The sequence below is a fragment of the Paenibacillus sp. FSL R7-0210 genome (assembly GCF_038009085.1).
GTDB classification, from domain to species: domain Bacteria; phylum Bacillota; class Bacilli; order Paenibacillales; family Paenibacillaceae; genus Paenibacillus_AQ; species Paenibacillus_AQ silagei.
The window spans coordinates 1063480-1084436 of sequence record NZ_JBBPAR010000001.1 but is presented as its reverse complement, the minus strand read 5'-3'; the positions used below and the strand labels follow the sequence as shown (position 1 = coordinate 1084436).

Sequence of the window (20957 nt, the reverse complement as noted above, 5' to 3'; positions counted from 1 at the left end):
TATTTTGATATAATGGCTATAATTGAATTCAAATACTAAGGAGGAGTACCCATGAACATTATAGAACTCGACCTTGCTCAGAATCAGCAGGAAATCTCCCGCTTACTGGAGGAACACAGCCGCCGCATGGACAGCAGCATTCCGCCCTATCAGCGCGAGGTGATCTCCCTCGCCGCCTACGAGAACGGAGTCTTCGTTGGCGGCATTACCGGGGATATCGTCTGGAATATCCTGAACGTGCACTTACTGGCCGTTGACCCCACCTACAGGGGCCATGGACTCGGCAAGGCCCTGCTGGAAGAGCTGGAGCACAGAGCTAGGCAACGCGGCTGTAAGGTAAGCGAGTTGACCACGATGAGCTGGCAGGCGCCGTTTTTTTATCAGAAGCAGGGGTATGAGATCTTCGGCGAGATCAAAGATTGTCCCCGCGAAGGCCAGACGAAATATTATCTTCAAAAAAAATTGCAGCCGTAATTCTCACTCTAAGCAAAAACGGTACCTCCTTTTGACAAGGACAGTACCGTTTCTGTAAGCAAAGCAAGGAGGATTGTTCAAGCCACACTGAAAATCACGTGCTTCCCGCCCGCCAGCGCCTTCCCGTAGAAGTCCAGCAGGCCTGCAAATTCACCCTTCAAAGCTGCCCTCAGCTCCTCCGCTACACCACTCGTCTTCAATTGATCGAAGTCCACCTGCTGCATCGCCGCAATAATGTCCTCCAATTCATCCTGCTCGGTGCACGCGAAGAACCCGTCCTCCTCTTCCACCTCAAACACATGGACCCCGACAACAGCTTCACTTAACGGATCGCCTTCGATAGGTTCACTGGCCGAGACTCCGGTTAGCGCGAGATGCAGTTCCTCCCACAGCTTGTCGATATCGTAATATTCACTTCCGCCTTCAATCAGCTTCTCCAGCGTATTCATCAGCTCTGAACCGTCCATCTCCATCATGCGCTCCAGCGTATCCTCATCCACCATGACATATTGACCCAGCATCCCCATTTGTCATTCCTCCTTATATAAGGTACGGCTGCCCGCGCTCCACTCTCCTTACAGAATAGGTGACAGCAGCCGGGAAATCCCCTCTTTCAGCTTGATCACCAGCGAGCGCTGCGCATACCGTTCAACCGTAAGCTCCGAGCACAGTCTGGTATCATTCAGGAAAATGTCCTGGAGCTGTTCCGCAATCGCCCGGTCATACACAATGGCATTCACCTCGAAGTTCAGCCGGAAGCTGCGCGAATCGATATTCATCGTTCCGACAGAAGCAACCTCTCCGTCAGCGACAATCGTTTTGGCGTGCAGGAAGCCATTCTCGTAGAGCAGGATTTTGGCCCCGTAATTCAGCAGATCTCCGGCATACGCCCAGGTGGCCCAATACACGAACGGATGGTCAGGCTTGTTAGGGATCATGATCTGCAGATCGACTCCGGAGAGCAGGGCGATTTTGCAGGCGTCCATGAAGCTGGTGTCCGGTATGAAGTACGGGGTCTGGATGTACACACTTTTTTTAGCCGATAAAATAAGCTTGATGTACATATTCTTCAGATGCTCAGTGGACGAATTGGGGCCGCTTGTAATAATCTGCACCGGGCTTGTCCCTGTATGGGGCTCCATGTTGAAGACGAATTCCCCGTAATCCCCGCGCTCATGCATCCCCGCCTGATGCCAGTCCAGGATGAATCTGCCCTGAATATGGCTGACGGCGTTACCGGTGATCCGGAGATGAGTGTCCCGCCAATAGCCGAATTTCTTGTCCAGCCCCAGGTACTCATCCCCCACATTGAAGCCGCCGATATAGGCGATGCTTCCGTCAATAATACACAGCTTGCGGTGATTCCTGTTGTTGATCCGGAAGTTCAGCGGCTTGAGCAGGGACGGGAAGAACACTTCAACCTCGCCCCCTGCTGCACGTAATTCTCTGAAAAAATGCCGTGAAATCCGCTTCGAGCCGACTTCATCATATAACAGCCGCACCTTCACGCCTTCCATGGCCTTCACGATCAGCATATCCCTCAGCTCCCGGCCCAGACGGTCCGGCTGAATGATGTAATACTGAATGTTGATCTCTGCGCGGGCAGAGCGGATATCCTCGAATAACGCGGCGAACTTCTGATGGCCGTCACTGTAAATAACAATCTCATTATCGCTGGATAACAGGCCGTGCGACGAACGGATATTCATGTTGATGAGCTGGGCATAGTTCGTCAGCAGCTGCGACCTGTCATCCGCCCCTTCCGCGAAGGCTGCCAGCTGCTTGTCGGCTTCGGCCTGGACATATTCCTGCTCCTCGATGAAGAGCTTGTAGAAATTCTTTTTTTTGAGATTGCGTCCGAAGAAGATATACAAGACAAATCCCAGAATCGGGATGAAAAACAATACCATCAGCCAGGCCCAAGTGTACCCCGCCTCCCTGCGCTCAATGAACAGAAAGCCCAGGGCCAGAATGATGTTAATGAGGGTGACGACTGTGGTTAGACTTGCAAATTCCATGCTCTTTCCCCTTTTCTCTCTGTCTCTCTCTGCTGCCTAAAAGTCCTCCAGCACCTTGGACCTGTCGCCATGGATCCTGTCCAGATGCTCCTCTCCCCAGTAGCATAACAGGTCCAGCGCAGGCTTCAGCCCCCAGCCGTAGGCCGTCAGCTCATACTCCACTCTGGGAGGAATCTCCTGGTAGATGGTCCGTGAGATAATCTCATCGTTCTCCAGCCCTCTTAGCTGGGCAGTCAGCACTTTCTGGGTTAAGCCCGGAATGAGCCGCAGCAGCTCGGAGGTTCGCTTCTGTCCGGTCATAAGATGGTAGATAATTAACGGCTTCCACTTGCCGCCCATCACTTCCAGCGCCGCCTCTACGCCTACTTTGTACTTTTTGGGAACGCTATCGCCATTCTGTTCAGTCATTGCTTCTGCCTCCATTATGTAGGGTACCTCAATGTTCCTATGGAACATACACCTTCCTATAGAACAGCAAAGTGCGTACTTCCGGATTATTTTATTCCTGTTTATAATAGCATCAGCCAAGGAACATGGCTACAAACCTGCTATTAAGAAAGGTAGTGAAGATACAAGCATGAGCGTATTAATCGTCGTATCACACCCAAGACAAGATTCCCTGACCTTCCAGGTCGCCCGCCGTTTCGCAGAGGGATTGAGCCAGGCCGGCCATGATTATGAGATATTGGATTTGCATGGGATAGGATTTGACCCTGTTCTACAGGGGAGAGAGGAACTCAATATGACCGCAGGTGAACAGGAACAGCCCTATTCTCCTGAATTAGAGCGGGAAATGGAGCGGTTGCGGCAGCATGACGGCCTGGCATTTGTTTTTCCGCTGTGGTGGTGGCATCTGCCGGCCATGCTGAAGGGGTATATCGACCGGGTGCTGAACAACAGGGTTGCCTACGGCACAAGTAATCTGCATGATTATCGTGCGCTATGGCTGGCTCTGGCAGGCGTATCGGAGGAGCAGGTGAAGAAACGTAATTATGATGAGGCCACTACGCGTCTGCTGAACGTAGGAATTGCCGATTACTGCGGAATCACAGACTCCAAGGTTGAGTTCTTTTACGAGACCCTGGATTCGCCGCCCGCGCATTATGAAGCGCTGCTGGAACAGGCCTATCAGGCGGGATTACATTATAGCAAGGGAGAGAACTGACACATCACAGGAATGAGGAAATCACAGCATCACATCAAATTCATTCACATAAACTGCATTGCCAGTCACTTCTATAGTGTTGCCGTTGTCCGACACGGACACCTGCACTCTACCGTCCCTGCCGATCTCAAGGCCCTGCTCAATTAGCAGCTCGAAGGAGGAGGCTTGTCCTTGTCCGCCGATGTACCTGGAATAATAAGCCCCCATCACCCCGGAGGCGGTGCCAGTCACCGGGTCCTCGGTGGTCCCAGAGAACGGGGAGGAGAAATGGCGGGCGTGCATATGCGCCTCAGGATCATACGTCTCCAGACAAAACGGGTGGATGGACGAGTGGGGCATCTCCTTCAGCACCTCAGGGAACCGCTGGTTGTCCGGCACCATCCGGGTGAAGGCGTCAAGGCTTGTGACCGGGACCAGTAAGGTCCACGTTCCGGTGCTGCCGTACATGGTCGGCAGGGTCTGATCAATATCACCGGGTTCAAGGCTGATCGAGCGGGCCAGGTCCTCAAGCGATCCGTTAAAGGGTTGAAACTGGGGACTGGCCTGTCTTATCGTCATATAGAGGTTGTCGTGATCTTCTGTGAAACGGACGGGCAAGACTCCTGCTTTGGTCTCGATGGTCAGCTCGCTGGCGTCTCCAAGCAGACCCTTGGTCTTCATGGCATATAACAACGCCATGGTCCCGTGGCCGCAGAGATTAATCTCATGCCCCGGGGTAAAATAGCGGATTCTGAGATCCGCCAGGTTGGATTTTAACGGAAACGCCGTCTCATTGAAACCCACCTTCGCTGTGATCTCCTGCATTTGCTGCTCCGTGAGCCCCTCGCCGTCCAGGACAACCCCTGCCGGGTTCCCCTTGTTCGGAATGCTGCTGAACGCATCGTAATGATAGACTTTGATGTTCTGCACACCTGCACCGCCTGTCTTTTTTGAGTAATATGATAGCATAAATGTATATAATGTGAATTTTAGATATTTAGGCATCATGATATGTTCGGTTTTCTGCATACATTCAGTCCATGGACGCCGCGCGTGCCCAATGTGGTCGGTTTTTCGACTACATTGGGCCCACGTACCCTCGCACTGCCCATTGTGTTCGCTTTTCCCAATTCACGCAAAAAAACAGCAACGGACAAGTCCCTGTGAAGCGGACGGTATCCGTTGCTGCAATCATAGAAAGCAATACTATTGTCTACTAAGCTATTTATTCAGCCATCTACTCACCCGCATCTTGCTTCCCCAACCAGGCTAACTCCGCCATCGCCCGCAGCGGGCCGCGGAGGCCTGCGGCCACTTCCGCTTCGGTCTGCGCCTCCGGCTTGTCACTCCAGATGGAGAAGGTAGTGCCGATGAGTTCGCGCGGATAAGCTCCGGTATACTCCTGCTTGGCTTCTCCGGTACGGGCCGGGAACAGGCCGGGATGCCAGGAGGCGCGGATTTTCTCGCCTGTCGGATACTTATAGCCCGCATTTTCGCCCAGCACGTAGTACAAGTAGCCATCGTTGTAGTTAATCACCTGATGTCCCTTGGCGAGAATGTCTTCCACCGGGGCCATCATCGGATGCCACTTCGTCCAATACGTGATTTGAATGGACGGCTTGGGCGCGACCCGCTGGGTCTGATCCGCACGATAGAGGCCATCATTCCAGGCACGGACCGTCCAGCCTCTCGACTCCAGATGCTCAGCGACCTCGTTAAGGTAATCAATATAAGTGTCCACGCCCGTGCCGCCGCTGATGTTCAGGACATTCCGGGCATACTCCGCGAGCTGCGGATACTTATCGAACTCCGCGAAGTTGATGAATTCATCCCCTCCGATATGAAAATAGCGGCTGCCCGCAAATAACTCCGCGTATTCGTCAATCAACTCCAGCACGAACCGGCGGGCGGCCGGATTCGTAATATCCAGCGCCCCCGGAGCCGGAGTTCCCGCTGCATCCTTAAGCAGCCACTCGGGATGAGTGCGGAGCGCCTGTCCCAGATGCCCCGGTGAATCCAGTGAAGGAATAATATCCACATGATATCTCTGTGCCGTAAGGATAATTGCCTTCATTTCCTGCTTGGTTAAATAGTGATCTGACACCACCTCAGGATGGCTCTCACTCATCAGCCGGAAGCCTTCGTTCTCGGAGAAATGAAGCTGCAACGTATTCAGCCGTAGCCGGGACATCTCTCTGATCCGCTCCAGGAGCCAGTCTTCGCTGTAGAATTTGCGGCCGATGTCGATATGCAGCGCCCGCTCCGGCATGACAGGGGAATCGGTGATGGTACCGCAGGACACGGAACCCTCATCTGCCAGCCGCTGCAGCAATGTCCGCAGACCATACATCACGGCCCGTTCACTTGAGGCGGTAATCTTCGCATAATTCCCGACGTCAATGACGTAAGCTTCCTTGCTGTCCGTGTCTTCCACAGCTTCATGATCCGTCAGTTCAATGACGATATCGCCCGAAGCGGGTGTCTGCGTTTCCCCATGAACAATAGTCATGATCTGGTCAGCGGGTGTCAGAATGCCCGAGTATTCACCCAGCACAATAAAGACTGTTTCGTTCAGAACACGGTTATTATCCGATCTGGCATTGTCTACAATCCGGGCTTTGGACCCGGCAGACACCCGCCATGGCTCCCCGGATGCCGCTGTAATCTGCTGCTGTACACTGGTGAGCGGGCAGGTATCGGAGACGTTCTGATCTAATGGTTCATCCATATTCATATCCATACTCATCTCACCTCTTCCTTCTTTGCGTGAATCAGCGCAGCCGGAGGCCGACCGTGCTAATCTGATGTCCACCAAGCGGAAGCTTAAGCGAAGCCGTGCCTTCAGGCTGAAGCTCTTCACCTTCTGCTTCCAGTACATTCGAAGTATAGAAGGCGGCAACCGGCAGCACAGATTCCAGTTCCAGCTCGCAAGGCTGTTCCGTAAGGTTGAACCAGCGGAGCAGCACATCGCCGCGCTCCTTGTTCAGCTTCATGGAGGAGAAGGCAGCGGTCCCGCCGTTCCAGCGGACGGCCGAATACACGGCGGGAATCGTCCCTGTATGAACCTCTGCCTGCGCCGAGGTCCACGGAATCTGGAACTGGTAGGCAGCAGCGGCAGCACCAGAGGTTACGGTGTCCCCGCTGTGTGGCAGCAGCAGCATATCCGCTGTCTGTTCACCCAGGCACTGGGCTTCCGGCGTTGGGAACCAGCCCCAGTCGCCCATCTCGCCGACACTGCGGAGCAGCGTAACGGCAATCGTATTGCGGGCATCCCGCAGAATCTCGTATTCGTGTAATCCGAGGTTAGCGACCGTGAGGCCTGCGTTCTCCCCGGCAACATCCACGAAGCACTGCTGATGCTGCGCATTGCTGGGATTCTGCCATTCCGGCGCCGGCTCGTTCGGACGTTCCGCCAGCTCGAACATCGAATCTACGCGGTGTGAGGCTGCGGCCAGATCCGCCGGGAACAGCATCCGCAGGCGGTGATCCTTAGCGGTATTACTGATGAAGCTCTTCACTTCCAGCCCTTTGCCGCTGCGCTCCAGTCTCAAGACCGTCCGCAGCTTAAGGGTTACAGTATCGGCACTACGCTTAGCCTGCCGCTCTGGATAATAGACCAGCGCCCGCTGTTCTCCTTCCAGCAGGTCATCGGCCGAAGCCGGAATCTCCCATTCATGGGTGATTTCGATGGAAGCCCGGTATGGCGTATCTTCAATAACAGCGATATCCGCGTTAAGGCCCAGAGTCGTCAGCGGCACTTCGCCCGCAGGCGCTCTGTACATATATTCATTCCCGATGTCACCGGTATTCTCGTAGACACCAAGGTCACGATAGATCTTGCCGCTAGGCTTATGCTCCAGTGTGAAGGAGCCGTCAGCCATAACCTCGACGCGCAGCGTGTCGTTCTCCAGCACACGTCCGCCGCGAACCAGCGATGAGGCTTCTTGAGCGGAAGCCGCCCCAACAGGGCGGACCCAGGCATAGGTGCGCAGTCCCAGGGCAGGCACATCCGCCGCCGCGAAGGTCAGACGCACCTTGCGGCAGCTATAAGGCTGGCGGAACCGGTCATCCGGCAGATCATAGCCGAAGGACAGGCCAAGATCCTCCACCGTACAAGGAATCGGCTGGCCTTGTTCATCGACCAGGACCCGTCCGGCCAGGTCCACAGCCTTCATAAGCCGGGCATTCTCTTCCAGCGGCAGTCCTTCGCGCAGATACTGGCGGGCCGCATCCAGCTCTATGGTCACCGTACCGGTGCGGCTCCAGCCGCTGGTATTGGTTACAATGAGCGGAAGGGCCTCTTCGCCGTAAGCGGCGAAGCCGGAGGTGTCGACCGCTGCGGTGATCGCCTGCATACTATCCGCCACGATGCCTTCGGCGGTGTGGTAGCTCTTGTCGAAGCGGGTGACCATCTCGCGGTGCACCTCATCCACGCTGCAGCCGCAGATGGAATCATGCGGATGGTTCTGCAGCAGCGTCTTCCACGCATAATCCAGCAGATGCTGCGGATACTCCCCGCCGTGCAGCCCCGCGATAACAGCCAACGGCTCGGCTACCTTCTCCAGCATGGCCTGGCCGCGCTGGTTGAGCTGCTTCAGGTACACCCGGGCGGAGGCGGTATTGACCAGCGTTCCCCATCCGTCCGTGCGCTGGCTGCGCAGCTCGCCCTTCACCGTGGACAGGCTGCGGCCAGTCAGCGAAGCTTCCACTGCCTTGATATAGTCCGGGAAGTTCGAGTGAACGAAGTTGACCTCCGGGTGTAGCTTCTCCGCTGTGCGGATTGCCTCCGGAAGGTCGGTCTGCAGCGGCTGGTGATCGCAGCCGTTCATGAACAGCAGCTGATCGGTCGCCGCATACTGCCGGGCATCGCCCAGCTTGCGCTCCCAGTAGCGGCGTGCCTCATCAAGCTCGACGGGAACCTCATTCCCGTTAGAATACCAGTTGGCGAACAGGATGCCCAGCACCTGCGAGCCGTCCGGCCCTTCCCAGACCAGCTCCGAGAACGAGGATTCATAGCCGTCATCGGAGACCATATTGTTGAAGCCCGTAGGCTTCACTCCGCGCCCGAAAAAGGCGTTAGTGATGCCGGCCTGCTGCATAAGCTGCGGAATCTGTCCGGTCAGGCCGAAGGTGTCCGGGAAATAGCCGATTTTGGACACTTCCCCATAGACTGCCGCATCCTGATGTCCTAGCTGTAAGTTACGTACATTGGCTTCCGGACTGGTCAGGAACGCATCCTGCAGAATGTACCAAGGTCCGATAAATATCCGTCCCTCACGGATATGCCGCGTGAGCCGCTCCCGGTTCTCCGGACGGACCTGGAGATAATCCTCGATGATAATCGTCTGGCCGTCGAAGAAAAAGCTGCGGAAATCCGGGTTCTGCTCCAGCGTGTCCAGCAATGTGTCCACCAGTTGAATCAGCCGGATATGATGGCGCTCATAAGGCAGATACCATTCCCGGTCCCAATGCGTATGCGAGATAATATGTGCCGTCTGTTTAGTAGTCATAACCGGTTACCCCTCAATCTCCAGCGGATATTCATCCATATAGCTGATCAGTTCATCCACGGTCGTGAAGGCCAGTCCTGTCACTGTATCCGCACAGCCGTAGTAGATGGCAATCCGTCCGGTAGCCGCATCGGTCAGTGCCGCGCAAGGGAACGTCACGTTCGGCACATCGCCGACACATTCATACAGCTCTTCCGGGCCGAGGATATAGTTGCGCGAGCGGGCTTTTACCTTCCAAGGCTGATCCAGATCCAGCAGCGCGACACCCATGCGGTAGACGAATCCGTTACAGGTGTTGATAACGCCGTGATAGATCAGCAGCCAGCCCTTGTCGGTTTCAATCGGAATCGGTCCGGGACCAATCTTCTTGGACTGCCAAGCAGAAGCGTCACCGTCAACCGTACCCATCACATAGCGGTGCTTGCCCCAGAAGGTCAGGTCAGGACTCTCACTATAGAAAATATCGCCAAACGGCGTATGCCCGGTATCGCTCGGACGGCTGAGCATCGCATAATTGCCGCCAATCTTGCGCGGGAGCAGCACTCCGTTGCGGTTATACGGCAGGAAGGCATTCTCCAGCTGATGGAAGGTTTTGAAATCGAATGTGTACGCCAGTCCAATCGTTGGGCCATGGTAGCCGTTGCACCAAGAGACATAATAACGGTCGTCAATCTTGCAGACACGCGGATCATAGCGGTACTCGCGCTTGGTGATCTCTTCATCGCCCTCAAATACGATCGGCTCATGGTTGATGTTCCAGTTCACGCCGTCTTCACTGAAGCCCGCGAAGATATCCATGCTGACCGACCGCGAATCACAGCGGAACACACCAGCGAAGCCGCCCTCGAAGGGAATGACCGCCGAGTTGAACACACTGTTCGAGTTCGGAATGGCGTTGCGCGGAATGATCGGGTTGGCGGAATATCTCCACACCGGGGAATTCGTGCCCTCAGGCTTCTCCTGCCAAGGGATGTTCGGTAGTGCTTCTCCAATAATTGTACTCATGCTCAGGTCTCCTTTATCTGTGAAAAAATAGTATATTACCAGGACCGCCTCTTACGTGCCGGACCGTATGTTTAGAGAATGTCTTCCTTCAGCGCCCGCAAAATCAGCTGCGAGAACAAGCTGTTCGACCAGGCGAACCACTTGCGGGTGAACACGGACGGATCGTCGGCGTGGAAGCCTTCATGCATGTAGCCGGTATCGGCATCGGTCGCTTCCAGCATAGCGATTACCGCCAGCCGCTCTTCCTTGCTGTCTGCGGTAATGCCCTGCATGGACAGCGCCATATGCCAGATATAGCCCGGAGGGGTGTGCGGACTACCGATTCCCTTGGCAGCTTTGCCCTCGAAGTAGAATGGATTCTCCTTGCTCAGCGCGAAGCGTCTAGTATTCTGGTAGACCGGATCGTCATTGTTCAAATAGCCCAGGTACGGAATGGACATCAGGCCCGGTGTTCCGGCGTCATCCATCAGGCTATAGTTGCCGTATCCATCTGTCTCGTAGGCGTAGATCGGTCCGAATTCGGGGTGGCGGTAGGTGCCGTACAGCTTGATGCCGTGATCGACCTCCTGCTCCAGTTCCTTCAGCTCAGCCAGGAAATCCAGATCCCGGAAGACCCACTCGGCAAAATCCTGCATCTGCCGCAGCGCCACCACGGCGAACATGTTCCCCGGAATGTTGTAGTGGAAATCGCAGGCGTCATCACTGGAGCGGAAGCCGGACCAGATCATGCCGGTGTAATTCACGGGCATTCCCAGGCCGCCGTTACGGATGGAATCCTCCATAATCCCGTTGTTTCGCGTGAAGCGGTAAGGGGACTGCTCGGCATGATGCTGCTCGCGCTTGAACAGGTCGGTAATGACGCGGAGCATTTTTTTGAAATCGGCGGTGAAGAAATCGGTCTGCTTCGTCTCTTCCCAGTAAGCATGGGCCAGCCGGATCACGAAGCACAGCGAGTCGATCTCGAATTTGCGCTCCCACACCCACGGCGACATCTCGGTCACATCGGCGGCATTCCAGTGCCAGTCATTGGCCGATTCATTGAACGCGTTGGCGTAAGGATCGATCAGTACATACTCCGTATGGCGCTTGATCAGCCCGCCGATAATCCGCTGCAGATCAGCATCTTCCGCGGCAAAAGGCACATAATGAATGACCTGCTCCACTGAATCGCGCAGCCAGCAGGCGGGGATGTCCCCCGTAATCACAAAGGTAGTTCCGTCATCAAGCAGCTTGGTGGTCGTCTCCAATGTGTTCGGGAAGCAGTTGCGGAACAGCCGTTGCAGCTTGGGCCGGTAGGCCAGCTTCGCTTCGGCGTCGGCCAGCACGGCCTGAATGGATGACGGCAGCGTAAGCTCCGGCATCTCGATGCGGGGAAGTCTGAATTGTTCCAAGGTAGTAGTCTCCTTCTTGCTAATCTATTTTTTGGAAGCTGAATTTCTTGATGGGAGTGGGAGTTGCGATAAGCTTAATTGTAATTGGTACAACTAAAACGCCTGATTGATCACCAATTTCACGTTTAGTTGTACTTCGTACATTTAAACATCCGCCGAATCTTCCTTCTCCCGTTTTGGGGCAGTTTTAGTTGTACAGAATACACTTATACGATAAAAGAATGCATTTCCACTGTTTTTAAGTGTACGTTCTGCAACTATCCGAGAATCTTACGCTCAGCCCCTCATGTGCCTCTATTCAGCATGAATAATCTTAATCGTCTTGATCTCGAACGGGTGGAAGTCTAGCGTCAGCACGCCGTCTTCATCCGGCAGCAGCTCAGTCTCTTCCTCCAGTGCATTGGACAGATAGATAGCGGAATGCGGTAGCGGCCAGCTGATCCGCACGGTCTCGCGTCCACCAGCTGATTCGTACAGCCGAAGGATACTGCCGCTTCCGTCTTCCGCCAGCTTGACCGTGTCCAACACTACCTGCTTCCCTTCGTAGGGAAGGAAGGAGCCAGTGGACGGATGCTGTCCCTCACTTGCCTCGCAGGCTACAGCATACGAAGCATGGTTCAGCTCAGCGGCTTTGCGCTGGGTATGCGCCGAACGCCAGTCCCCGGTATGCGGGTAGAGCGAATAGGTGAATTCATGCTCTCCCTGATCGGCCGAATGATCCGGCCAGCGCGGAGCGCGCAGCAGGGACAGACGGATGGTGCTGCCCTGTGTGTCATAGCCGTATTTACAGTCGTTCAGCAGGCTGACCCCGTAGTCATGCTCCGACACATCGGCATAGCGGTGTCCGCAGACCTCGTACTGTGCCTGCTCCCAGCTAGTGTTGCGGTGCGTGGTCCGCTCCAGTGCGCCGAACGGAATCTCATACGTGGCCTTGCTGGTCACTACATCAATCGGGAAGCCAACCTTCAGCAGCTTGTGGGCTTCCTGCCACTGCACCTTCGTCTTGAAGTCGATCCGCTTGTCAGCGTGATACAGGATCAGCTCCTGCTGTATTTCCGATTGGCCTAGACTCCAGCGGAAGAACAGTACATCGCAGACAGGACCTGTGGACAGCAGCCGCTTCTCCAGCAGTACCGCTGCTCCGGCAGGCTGCTCTTCATAACGGCTGTCGATATCCCAGGCATCCCAGAGAATCGGACGGTCATGGAAGAAATGCAGCCGGTTCAGCGCTTCGCCGGACTTCACAATCTCACGCCCGGCTTCCTTGTCATACAGGCTGATGATCTCGCCCAGCTCGTTGAGCTGGAGCCAGTAGTAGCAGGTCTCCCAGCGATCCTCGAACGTAGCGGAGTTCGCGGCAGAAATTGAGTTATTGCCTGCATCCGATGCATCTGCCCCCGGCTGTTCCTCTTCCCGCAGCCATACGGTTGCATACCCGAACGCCGGAACCTCCGGCACCCGAACACGCAGCACCGTTTGCTTTTCTGCTGTAGTCAGCTCTGCCGGAAGCTGTGTTCCGTTCCCGTCATATACAGCCGGAGCGTTAAGCGCTGCTCCAGGAGCAACCGCAAGCTCGACCACCATATCCCGGGTCCAGCCCAGTCCGTTCAGGATGACATAAGGCTGTCCCTCTCCACGGGTATCAATATCCGCTACGGCAGCCTCCATGACGGACTTCAAGGTACTCTCCCCAAGGACAAAGATGTTCTTGTATTCCTTCTCCGAAGTCTCATAGACCTCGGGAATCGATGAGCCTGGAATAATATCATGGAACTGGTTCAGCAGAATCAGCTTCCAGCCTTCATGCAGAGCCTCACCTACCTCTTCCCGCCGCTGCGGTGTCAGCTGGTGTCCAGCCAGAGTCTGCCATAGCTCCGCTTCCCGGTACAGAATCTCGGCCTTGCGGTTATTACGCTTGTTCCGTGCATGGGTCGTATAGGTTCCCCGGTGCAGCTCCAGGTAGAGATCGCCCTGCCAGACCGGCAGATCCGGTGCTGCCTGCTCGATGCCTGCGAAGAAATCCGCCGCCGTGCTGTAGCCGGAGGCAGGCTGACCTACCATCAGCTCCGAGCGCGACAGGTATTCCAGCATCTCCCGCGTCACGCCGCCGCCGCCGTCTCCGTGTCCGTAGAGCAGCATTTGCTCGCTGTGAACAGCTTTTTGGCGGTAGGACTGCCAGTGCTCGTGGATATCCTTCGGCAGCGTATTCTCATTCACGCCATGGTTCATATAAGATAATAGCGCTGTCCCGTCAATTCCGACCCAGTGGAACAGATCATACGGGAACAGGTTCGTGTCATTCCAGCCCAGCTTCGTGGTCATGAAGTAACGGACCTTGCCGTGCTTCAGGATCTGCGGCAGGGAGGCGCAATAGCCGAAGGTGTCCGGCAGCCATTCAATCTCGGACTGCTGTCCGAACTCCTCCTGGTAGAAGCGCTGCCCGTACAGCATCTGCCGCATCAGCGATTCCCCGCTCGGAATATTCAGATCCGGCTCGACCCACATGCCGCCGACCAGTTCCCAGCGGCCTTCCTGAATCCGCGCCTTCACCTTCGCGTATAATTCGGGATCATTGTCCTTCAGATAAGCGAACAGCTGCGGCTGGCTCTGGGCATAGCGGTATTCCGGGTACTCCTCCATCAGGGCATGTACCGTCGAGAAGGTCCGGCTGGTCTTCCGCACCGTCTCCCGGGTCGGCCATAACCAGGCGATATCGATATGCGACTGCCCGATCATATGAATGAAGCCTTCGCTGTTGCCGCCGATGGCCCGCACTCTGGCGGCCAGCGCCTGCTCAATCGCCTCTATTACGTTACGATCGAGAGAATCGCCAGGCTCCAGATTCACGTAAGCATCCATCGCCTGATGCAGCGCCTCCAGCATGCGGACACGCCGGAAATCCTGCTCCGGCAGCAGCAGCATCGAATCCCGGATGACGGTCACTGTGTACATCAGCGACTGCACGGGCAGGTTCACTCTGACAAGCGCTGCGGTAATGGACCGGACCGGCGGCTGAATGACCGCTTGTTTATTGAGCGGATCATCCGGCTCAGGGATCGGATCATAGAGCTCAATCTCAATCTCCGGGTGTCTGCCGCCCGTCTCGGGGTTCAGGGAAGCATAGGTATGATTGCGGTCAATCCCCTGCCGCGAGGCTCCGTTCACACGCAGCAGCCCTTCGCCGCCGGAGTGGAAGATCAGCCCGGTGTCCGCATCGGTCCAGTCCGCCGGGATATCGAGAGTAGTGCGGAAGTAATAGGTGGTACCTTGCACGCTCGGAAACAATCCAAACGATTCGCTGCCCGAATAAGGCTGTGCTTCGTCATAGTGGCCCGGCTGCCGGTAGATAGTGGAGTAGACCTTCCAGTCATCAAGCACCCGGTATTCCAGCCACTGCTGCTGTGAGCATTCCCGAATGAACCGGTTAATCCGTTCGATGTTTATCTGCTCCATGTCTAATCCTCCATGACCGTAAGATCTGTATTCAGCGTATCATTCACATTCCGGCCGACCCCGATGCGGAAGCCTCCCGGCTCGACCACCAGCTTATAGTCCGTCCCGATATAGCTCAGATGCTCTGCATTCAGCGTGAAGCTTACCTTCTGCTTCTCTCCCGGCTCCAGTACGATCTTGCGGAAACCCTTGAGTTCCTTGGCCGGTCTAGTCACCTTACTGACCAGATCGGAAATATATAGCTGCACGACCTCCGCACCGCTGCGGGAGCCTGTATTCTCTACTTCCACAGTAACCTCAGCCGTTCCGTCAGCCGTGATCACCGCAGGCTCGACCTGTAGTCCGCTATAGCTGAATTCGGTGTAGCTGAGTCCGAAGCCGAACGGATAACGCGGCTGCGAATTCCCTTCCAGATAGCGTACTCCCCGGGAACGTTTGCCTAAGTAATACACTGGCAGTTGTCCTACATCCTCAGGGAGGGAGAGCGTCAGCCTGCCGGACGGATTGACATCGCCGAACAGGATATCCGCAATGGCATGACCGCCCTCCTGACCCGGATACCAGGCTTCCAAAATAGCATCCGCTTGCTCATCGATCCACGGCTCAGTAATGGGACGACCGTTGATATACACGACGACAGCCGGCTTGCCGAGCGCCTTCAGCTCCTTCATCAGCTCCAGCTGAACGCCAGACAGATGAAGCGACATGCGGTCGATGCCTTCGCCGCAGTCCATATCGCTAAGTGCATTCTCTGTGACCTTCGAGGCTCCGGTCCGCAGATCGATGCTGCCTTCCCCGAAGTCCCGGGCACTCGACCCGCCCAGGGCGAGCACAATAATATCCGCTTCGCTTGCCACCTTACGCGCCAGCTCTAAGCCCTCGGTGGAGCTGTCTTTGATCCTGCAGCCCGGCGCATAAGCTACACGCTCCGGCTGCGCGGCAAGCTTGGCCCGTATCCCGGCCAGCACCGTAGTTACCCGGTCACGCGGCTGCGGCGAGGTGTAATCGCCGAGCTGATTGTAGCCAATATCGGCGTTCGGCCCGATAACCGCAACCGTCCCCTTGTCCTTAGACAGCGGAAGCACTCCGTTATTCTTCAGCAGCACAATGCCCTCTGCCGCCACGCTACGTGCCAGCTCCGCATGCTCTGCGCTGCCGATCACCTGCTCTGCCACATCGGGATCGGCATATGGCTGCTCAAACAGGCCCAGCCGGAACTTCAGCTCCAGCACACGCGCTGCCGCCTGATCCACCAGCTTCTCGTCGAGCCGCCCGGAGCGCAGCGCCTCCAGCAGATATCCGCCGAACATGACGCCAGACATCTCCATATCAATCCCGGCCGAGAGCGCCTGTACGGCTGCATCCTCCCCGCTGTCCGCTGTATCATGACCCGAGGCCAGCATATCGATCGCTCCGCAATCGGTAATGACCATTCCCTCGAAGCCCCATTCACCGCGCAGAATCTCTTCCAGCAGCTCCCGGTTCGTGGTACAAGGCACGCCGTCAATCTCGTTATAAGCCGGCATGATGGAGACCGCACCGGCTTCCACCGCTTTGCGGAACGGGTACATATCGACTTCCAGCAGCTCCCGCTTGCCGATATGCGCCGGACCGGCATTTCTGCCGCCCTCCGAGCTGCCATAGGCTACGAAGTGCTTGAGGGTTGCCCCCACACTGGACGCGCTGTCAAGCCGGTCGCCCTGTAATCCTTCCACAGACGCTACGGCATATTCGCCGATGAGGTACGGATCTTCCCCGAAGCATTCCTCGGTCCGGCCCCAGCGCGGATCACGCACCACATCCAGCACAGGGGAATACGTCACGGCTCCGCCTTGAGCACGGGTCTCCCGCGCGACCGCCCGGGACATCTCCCGGTAGAGGTCCACATTCCAGGTGCTGCCGACCAGCAGCGGAACGGGAAATATCGTGGCCCCGATGGCCATATGACCATGCGAGCATTCCTCGCCGATCAAGAGCGGAATGCCCAGCCTGGAATGCTCCAGCGCATAACGCTGAATCGAATTCACAGCCTCTGCTCCGGCCCTTGCATCCAGTCCGCTCTCCAGCGTAACCCCTGTCCAGGGATCGGCCCGCAGGGTTCCGTATAATGCGCCGACACCGCCTTCGCGGATCTGGCGCTTGAAGTCTTCTGTCAATTCAATCGTTCCATCTGTATGATCATAGGTCTGCCACCCGAACAGCTGCACCAGCTGGCCGACCTTCTCTTCCGGCGTCATCAGCCCGAGCAGATGCTTCGTCCGCTCCTTGACGGGCTGTGTACGGTCTCTATATAACATCCTGGCTCCACCCTCTCTCCTTATGATCTATATAAAATATATTTAAGATTTGGATTCGAAGCTTGGTCGTCACTACGGTGAACATTTGGACTTGCCTACTCCTTAACCGCCCCAACCGTAAGACCCTGAATGAAGTAACGCTGGAAAAACGGATACGCGAAAATAATCGGTCCGGTTGCCAGCACCACCATCGCCATACGCGAGGTATCCTGCGGCATGTTGCGGAGGGCCTCAAGGCTTAATGAACTGTTCTGCGAATTCTGCAGAATGAACTGCATACTGGTCTCAATGCGCATTAGCATGGACTGCAGCGGCACCAGATTCGGATTATCAATATAGAGCAGGGCATTGAACCAGTCGTTCCAGTACCCGAGCGTGCTGAACAGCCCGATCGTAGCGAGGCCCGGCAAGGACAGCGGCAGCACGATTTTCAGGAAGGTGCGGAACTCTCCGGCGCCGTCGATTTTGGCCGATTCGATCAGCGCATCCGGCACACTGGTAATATAGAAGGTACGCAGAATCATAATGTAAAAAGCATTCACCGCCAGCGGCAGAACAAGCGCCCAAATGCTGTCCTTCAGGCCCAGCATCTGAGTCACGACAATATAGGTCGGAACCAGCCCGCCGTTAAACAGCATGGTGAAGAAGGAAAAGAACGCGAAGAAATTGCGGTATTTGAAGCTTTTACGTGAAATGGCATAGGCATAAAGTGAAATAATCAGCAGGCTGACAATTGTACCAATGACCGTTACCGCAATGGTCACTCCGTAAGAACGGAGCAGCGTGTCCCCTGAGCTAAATACATATTTGTAGGCTTCCAGACTCCATTTGGCCGGAATTAACCGGTAGCCGTCCCGCGCAAGCGCCCCTTCGTCCGTGAACGAGATGAGGACAACGAACAGGAACGGGAAGATACACAGGATGGCAAAGCCTCCGGCGATACAGTTGAAGATGGTATTGAGTACCGGCGACAGCCGATGGAAATCGCGCGATTTCGCAGCATTAGCAGACATTTGGATGACCTCACTTTCCTTCATTTTCCCTAGAATAATGCACTGTCCTTATCGAATTTGCGCACGATGTAATTAGAGGTAAGAACCAGCACGAATCCGACCACTGATTGATACAAGCCCGCAGCCGTACTCATTCCGATCTCGCCGGTAGTCTTAAGTCCACGGTATACATAAGTATCGATGACGTTGGTCACACTGTAGAGCGTCCCCGAATCTCTCGGCACCTGATAGAACAGCCCGAAGTCGGCATAGAAAATCTTCCCGATCGCAAGCAGCGTCATAATGATAATGATCGGCTTCAGCATCGGCAGCGTGATACTGCGGATCTGCTGGAGCTTGCTGGCTCCGTCGATCATCGCCGCTTCGTAGAGAGACTTGTCTATGCCCATAATTGCGGCGAGATAGACCACGCTGTTATAGCCGACGGCCTTCCAGAGGAATACGAATATAATAATGAACGGCCAGTATTTCGATTCCGAGTACCAGGAGATATTGCTGCCGAACATGGCATTAAGCAGCCCCCGCTCCGAGCTAAGGAAGCTGAACGCGAAGTATCCCACAACAACCCAGGACAGAAAATACGGCAGGAACATGCCTGTCTGATAGAACTTGGCTAGTTTTTTATTGGCAATCTCGGACAGCACCACCGCCATCAGCACGGACAGAATCAGGCCCAGGCCAATGAAGGCTATATTATATAAAAGGGTATTGCGTGTGATCAGATAGGCATCATTGGTGCTGAACAGAAACTTGAAATTATCCCAGCCGACCCACTTGCTGTTGATGATGCTGGCCCAGAAGCCATCCCGGCTGAAGCGGTACTCCTTAAACGCAATAACCGTACCCACCATCGGCAGGTAAGAGAAGAATAAAAACCACAGTGTGCCCGGCAGAACCATAAACAGCAGCACTTTATTTCTTAATACATCTTTGGCGGACTTTCCTATTTTCCCCATACTCTTAGTTCCTCCTATGCCGGAAAATTCTTCCGTTAGTACAAAAAGATCGGGCCAAGTCTAATCACCCGCCCGATCCTCTAATAGAATGCTACTTATTATTCGCTGCTTTCCAGGCGTCGATCTGCGTTTGAGCTTCGGCAATAATTTTATCCAGACCGGCTGCTTTGAGTTTCTCGTTAGCCTTGGTCAGGTACTCTTCCGAATCTACAGATCCGGTCATCAGCGGTGCCCAGAATTCTTCCTTCACGTTCTGAACAGCGGCGATTTCATTCGTCACCTTGGACGTATCGAAGTTGAAGCCGAGCAGCGGTGCGTTGATACCGGCATCATTGAACTTCTTGAATTCTTCCCATTTGTTCTCTGGGTCGCCTTCATTCAGATAGTTGATCATGATGTTACCCAGGGAGAACGTAGGCATGTCGTAGTTCTTCGCATCCGGGAGGTTCTTGATCATGTTGTCGCTGACTTTCTCGTAATGTACGCCTTCAATCCCGGAGTCAATCATGTTGCGCAGCTTAGGATCGGTGTTGAGCAGGTTCAGGAATTCCATCGCTTTCTCAGGATACTCGGAGTTAGCGGAGATCGCCTGCATGGAGCCCATTACCGACCAGTTGTAGATATAAGGCTGGCTGGCTGGTGTGGACACGACCGGATATCCGTAGCTTGCAGACCACAGATTGTCGGCCATCGGCTGGGTGGATGCACGGTCAGTGAACCATTTGCCGGCTTTGTACAAGTCATCTACCGACGAGGTAGTTGCTACTTCAGGGGAGATATAACCCGCCTGATAGAATTTGCGGACCGTCTTAAGCGCTTCCTTGATCTCTGGAGTTTCCAGGATGTTAACTACTTTGTAGTCCTTGGTGTCCATATAGACCGCCATCGGCATCTTCTCGATTACATAGTCAAAAGGCATAATCGGCATGAAGTCCTTCACCATTGCGTAAGGAGTGACTCCAGGCTCGTTTTCCTTGATCGTTTTGAGCAGCGGCTCAAGATCGGCCATCGTCTTCACGCTGGTCAGATCCAGCTTGTATTTGTCGAGCAGCTCTTTATTGAAGCGGAACACTTCTTGAGCCGGAAGTTCTTTGTTCGCAGGAATCGCATAGTTGTGGCCGTCTACTTTAGAGCCTTCCAGGAAGGCCGGATCAATCGCATCCACAATGCCCTTGCCCTGATTCTTCAGCAGATCATCGAGCTCCAGGAAGGCGCCCTTACGTGCATTCTGCACATAATCGAAGGCCCAGGAAGAGGTGAACAGGATATCCATCGGCTCACCAGAAGCTGCCATTACCTGCATTTTTTGCGTATAATCCCCGAAGTCGAGCATTTTGATATCGAGTGTGGCGTTGATTTTTTCAAGTGTGTATTTATTGACTTCTGTAAGGACCTTGTCCATATCCTTCTGCGGCGGCCCGATCGTGTACCAGATCAGTTCTACTGGCTTCTCGGTAGCCTCCGAGGCTTTGTTGCCGCCTGAAGCTGCTTCCCCGCCTGCATTGTTCTTACTGTTCCCCCCGCACGCCGTTAGCGCCAGTGAAACGGTTAAAAGCGTTGTCAACAACAAGGAGAAGTGTTTCTTTTTCTTACTCATTTGCCGTACCCCCTTTTAATTAGCTGTCCGGACCTTCGGCTTACCGGATCTATCCGGCTGCTGATTTCCTTGAGCTATACCTTAACTTTATAAGATGAA

The 20957-nt window shown here is 55.0% G+C and carries 15 protein-coding genes; 2 read left to right on the top strand and 13 right to left on the bottom strand.

Going from position 1 to position 20957, the window contains the following annotated elements; all coding sequences use genetic code 11:
* The first annotated feature begins 51 nt into the window (after positions 1-51).
* Complete coding sequence (locus MKY64_RS04605; protein WP_340951234.1) at positions 52-474, top strand: GNAT family N-acetyltransferase; 423 nt, start codon at positions 52-54, stop codon at positions 472-474.
* Positions 475-551: 77 nt separating this feature from the next.
* Here MKY64_RS04605 and MKY64_RS04600 read toward each other — a convergent pair whose 3' ends face one another.
* Genes MKY64_RS04600 through MKY64_RS04590 form a run of 3 tightly spaced genes read right to left on the bottom strand, consistent with a single transcriptional unit; the run spans position 552 to position 2900 of the window.
* Positions 552-1001: a DUF1877 family protein gene (locus MKY64_RS04600; protein WP_340951232.1), complete on the bottom strand. Its 450-nt coding sequence runs from the start codon at positions 999-1001 to the stop codon at positions 552-554.
* A gap of 48 nt (positions 1002-1049) precedes the next feature.
* Positions 1050-2492, bottom strand: coding sequence for a cardiolipin synthase (cls, locus tag MKY64_RS04595; RefSeq protein ID WP_340951230.1), 1443 nt, complete (start codon positions 2490-2492; stop codon positions 1050-1052).
* A gap of 36 nt (positions 2493-2528) precedes the next feature.
* A complete protein-coding gene (locus MKY64_RS04590; protein WP_036731582.1) occupies positions 2529-2900 on the bottom strand; it encodes a winged helix-turn-helix transcriptional regulator in 372 nt (123 codons plus the stop codon).
* A 169-nt stretch (positions 2901-3069) separates the two neighbouring features.
* Between MKY64_RS04590 and MKY64_RS04585 the strand changes: the two genes are divergently transcribed.
* A complete protein-coding gene (locus tag MKY64_RS04585) occupies positions 3070-3657 on the top strand; it encodes an NAD(P)H oxidoreductase (RefSeq protein WP_340951227.1) in 588 nt (195 codons plus the stop codon).
* A 21-nt stretch (positions 3658-3678) separates the two neighbouring features.
* Here MKY64_RS04585 and MKY64_RS04580 read toward each other — a convergent pair whose 3' ends face one another.
* From MKY64_RS04580 to MKY64_RS04535, 10 genes are all read right to left on the bottom strand, one after another.
* Positions 3679-4566 carry a PhzF family phenazine biosynthesis protein gene (locus tag MKY64_RS04580; RefSeq protein WP_340951225.1) on the bottom strand — a complete coding sequence of 296 codons (888 nt, stop codon included), beginning with the start codon at positions 4564-4566 and terminating at the stop codon, positions 3679-3681.
* A gap of 307 nt (positions 4567-4873) precedes the next feature.
* Positions 4874-6382 (bottom strand): beta-N-acetylhexosaminidase, encoded by a 1509-nt coding sequence (locus MKY64_RS04575; RefSeq protein WP_340951223.1) that lies wholly within the window; start codon positions 6380-6382, stop codon positions 4874-4876.
* 25 nt (positions 6383-6407) lie between these two features.
* Positions 6408-9146, bottom strand: coding sequence for an alpha-mannosidase (locus MKY64_RS04570; protein ID WP_340951221.1), 2739 nt, complete (start codon positions 9144-9146; stop codon positions 6408-6410).
* Positions 9147-9152: 6 nt separating this feature from the next.
* Positions 9153-10151, bottom strand: a complete 999-nt coding sequence (locus MKY64_RS04565; RefSeq protein WP_209984869.1) for a glycoside hydrolase family 130 protein — start codon at positions 10149-10151, stop codon at positions 9153-9155.
* A gap of 71 nt (positions 10152-10222) precedes the next feature.
* Positions 10223-11542: a glycoside hydrolase family 125 protein gene (locus tag MKY64_RS04560; protein ID WP_340951217.1), complete on the bottom strand. Its 1320-nt coding sequence runs from the start codon at positions 11540-11542 to the stop codon at positions 10223-10225.
* Positions 11543-11836: 294 nt separating this feature from the next.
* Positions 11837-14980 carry an alpha-mannosidase gene (locus MKY64_RS04555; protein ID WP_340958013.1) on the bottom strand — a complete coding sequence of 1048 codons (3144 nt, stop codon included), beginning with the start codon at positions 14978-14980 and terminating at the stop codon, positions 11837-11839.
* 17 nt (positions 14981-14997) lie between these two features.
* Positions 14998-17292, bottom strand: coding sequence for a glycoside hydrolase family 3 N-terminal domain-containing protein (locus MKY64_RS04550; protein WP_340951215.1), 2295 nt, complete (start codon positions 17290-17292; stop codon positions 14998-15000).
* A 95-nt stretch (positions 17293-17387) separates the two neighbouring features.
* On the bottom strand, positions 17388-18305 hold the full coding sequence (locus MKY64_RS04545; RefSeq protein ID WP_036731568.1) for a carbohydrate ABC transporter permease: 918 nt from the start codon (positions 18303-18305) through the stop codon (positions 17388-17390).
* A gap of 29 nt (positions 18306-18334) precedes the next feature.
* Entirely contained in the window at positions 18335-19261 is a 927-nt protein-coding gene (locus MKY64_RS04540; protein WP_036731566.1) for an ABC transporter permease, read from the bottom strand.
* A 91-nt stretch (positions 19262-19352) separates the two neighbouring features.
* The gene (locus MKY64_RS04535) at positions 19353-20858 is read right to left on the bottom strand and encodes an ABC transporter substrate-binding protein (RefSeq protein ID WP_340951212.1); all 1506 of its coding nucleotides are present in this window, start codon (positions 20856-20858) and stop codon (positions 19353-19355) included.
* Between the last annotated feature and the right edge of the window lie 99 nt (positions 20859-20957).